Origin of the sequence: Aeromicrobium sp. (genome assembly GCF_014378035.1) — a bacterium.
Classification (GTDB): domain Bacteria; phylum Actinomycetota; class Actinomycetes; order Propionibacteriales; family Nocardioidaceae; genus Aeromicrobium.
The window spans coordinates 1-2702 of record NZ_JACMOM010000114.1; the positions used below are offsets into that span (position 1 = coordinate 1).

Annotated in this window: 2 protein-coding genes; both read right to left on the minus strand. The window is 63.1% G+C overall.

Features of this window, described 5'->3' with window-relative positions; translation table 11 throughout:
* Positions 1-422: 422 nt before the first annotated feature.
* A complete protein-coding gene (locus tag H7290_RS05645) occupies positions 423-1049 on the minus strand; it encodes a hypothetical protein (protein WP_290513038.1) in 627 nt (208 codons plus the stop codon).
* 542 nt (positions 1050-1591) lie between these two features.
* Positions 1592-2702, minus strand: a 1111-nt coding sequence (locus H7290_RS05650; protein ID WP_290513039.1) for a phospholipase D family protein, incomplete at its 5' end; no start/stop codon positions are given.

The following is a 2702-nucleotide window of genomic DNA, read 5'->3' on the forward strand; positions in this document are numbered from 1 at the left end:
CTGGGACACGCCGATCTGACGACCACCCAGAGATATCTTCACTACCTGGGAACGCCCGCGGACGAGACCGCATTGCACCGGTTGAACCAGTGAGGGGCGCCGGGGGGATGGGCCCGAATTATTGAGGCAAGGAATTCGTGGTGCCGCCTGTCAGAATCGAACTGACGACCTTTTCATTACGACTGATCTAAAGAAGGCGACGGCCGATGCAGCGATAATCAACTGCCCGATCTTGAAATCGCAGTGGAATCGCCGAAGGCAGGATGCGCGTTGACTTGCGTTCAATTGCAGCAGTTGGCAACATGACGCGGCCAATTAGTGCGCAATTAGTGCGCGCCGCCCGGAGCGGCAGGCATCCCGTTGAGTGTCGCGTTCGTCCACTCGGATAAGTCGAACACGTCCATTGGCGGTGGAATGACGCGCTACCGTCGCAACTCGCCTACGTGGGTGTTGAGGGTCCGAAGTGCTCGGTCGATGTGGGCGAGTTTGTCGCTGCTGCTAGGAGTCGGGCCTTCAAATGGTGCCGGGAAGACTGAAGGTCCGAGAGCGTCGCCGACGGTGAAGGTCGCGGTGTAAGGCCGCCCCCTTCGCCACCATCGGCGCGCCTTCCGCTCGTCCAAGTAGGAGACAGTGATCTCACGTGGTTCGAGCACTCCTGCCCGAGCACTCACGTCAGTGCGCTCATAACCCCACATGACACGGCGGCGTGCTCCGGGCACCAACGTCTTCGGCGTCATCAAGTACTGGCCGATGACCGACGCAATGTGGTCCTCGGCGTCCAGGGGCTGAAAGTCGCCGGCGTCGGCCACAACCTCGAGCGCAGTTGAGGCGCCACGGTTCTCGATGATGAGGTCCCAACTACCTAGCCCTTGCAGGCCGGGAACAACGTCCAGCTGGACATAGGGACGGGTGCGATCACGGGAGTCCCGCCGGATCATGCTTAGCTGGCGCACGGCCGCGAGGGCGGCAAGAAGTGCAACAGCCACTCCGGCGCTGGTTGCCCATGCCACAACGACATCGGCGTTGTCCTTGGTGATCCATTCGCTCATGGGCAAGAACATAGCCCGTTCCCGTGCCGCCACCGGATTGAGTGCTACCTTCTGCACCCCAAGTACCGATCGGCAAGTCTGAGAAACCCCAGAACCTCGCACCTAGCAAGGAACAGGACTTTTCCAAGTCGTCTGTCGTGCCCTGGACCGCGTCGATCTGAAGAAGCTGACGCGGCGGAATGACGCTGCAACAGGTGAACGAGTGACCTCGCAGTCGATGCTAACCGGCGTATCGTGATCCCATGACTTCCGACGTTGACGATCAGGTGGAGTGGCCGACTCACTGCCCCCAGTGCGGGACTGAGCTTGAGTCCGAGGTCATCGACTCGATGGTGACGAATGACTGGAACCAAGGGTCACCCGTGACCGTGCTCGCCGCGGACGTCTGTCCGAACCCAGATTGCCCCGGCAAGGAACCTGACGTGGCCAAAGCGACTGGCCCGGATGGTGCGCAGCCGTAGGCGAACTCGGGGTTTCGCGGCGGAATGGGACAGCATCGGCACACGGTCGCGACCTTCCCGCTTCCTTGCGCTAATGATGGGTTAGAAGCGGTCGGTGCCGCGGATCGATCTGGGACGTCCGTCGGGGTCGTGCACCACGCGGTACGGTATCGCCGCCAGCGCGCGCTTGAGGGGGCCGATCCGCGGCGGCCCGAGGCGACGCAGCCTGCCGGCGGGACGTTCATCCACGCGGCCGTTTGCGTGCCATCGGTCGAGTTCAGCGGCGGAGTCGGCGTAGGCCGCGAACATGCCGTGCGGGTCGACACAGTCTTCGAGGGTTCCAGTGCGGTCTAGGTGCTCGGCGGCCAGTGTCAGTCGCAGATCGCGCGCGTATGCGGCGTCGTCGGCAAGATCGATGATCGCGGCCGACAGTTCGGAGTCGTGGGTCCACGAGCGTCGATTGAAGTTGTCGGAACCGATCGTCGCCCAGGTGTCGTCGACGATGCAGGTCTTTGCATGGACATAAACCGGTGTGCCGGCGTGGTTCTCGATACCGTAGACGGCCACACGATCGGGTGCGGCGGCGAGCATTTCACGCATTGCAAGGCGACGGCCGAGTAGTTGAGCCGTCCTCGAGAAGCCCTCCTTGTCGGGATGGATGGGCACGACCGCGATGACATGCAGACCCTTGTTCTCACGTAGTGCCCGGGTAAAGACATCGCCGATGCGTGCGCCCCAAAGATATTGGTCCTCGACATAGATCATCTGTCGCGCGTTGGCGATGGCCTTGCGGTAGCCTCGCGCGACGCTGCGCTCGCCTCCGTGTGCGAAGTCGTAGTCGCGGCCGAGCCGCAGGTCGGGGTAGGTTCGCAGAAGCTGGACTGCATGCGTGCCGCCGTCGACCGCTGGCGGCGGAGGCTGTTGCTCGGGGAGCGGATCGGGGCTGCGATCCAGGGACTCCAGATGGTCGGTAAGGACGTTGATCGGGCTTCTGTTGAGTGGTGTCGGATCTTGCCATCGCTCTCGAAATACCGTTTCGACGTCGTAGACGGCCGGCCCGGAGATGGCGGCCTGGATGTCGTGCCACGGCGGGGTGGCACCGTACTCCTGCGCCAGTTTCAGGGCCTGCGGGTCGCCTCGGTGGTCGGCGTCATCGCGACGCGAGTGGCAGAGGTCGATGCCACCGACATACGCGATGTCCCGTGCCGTGTCA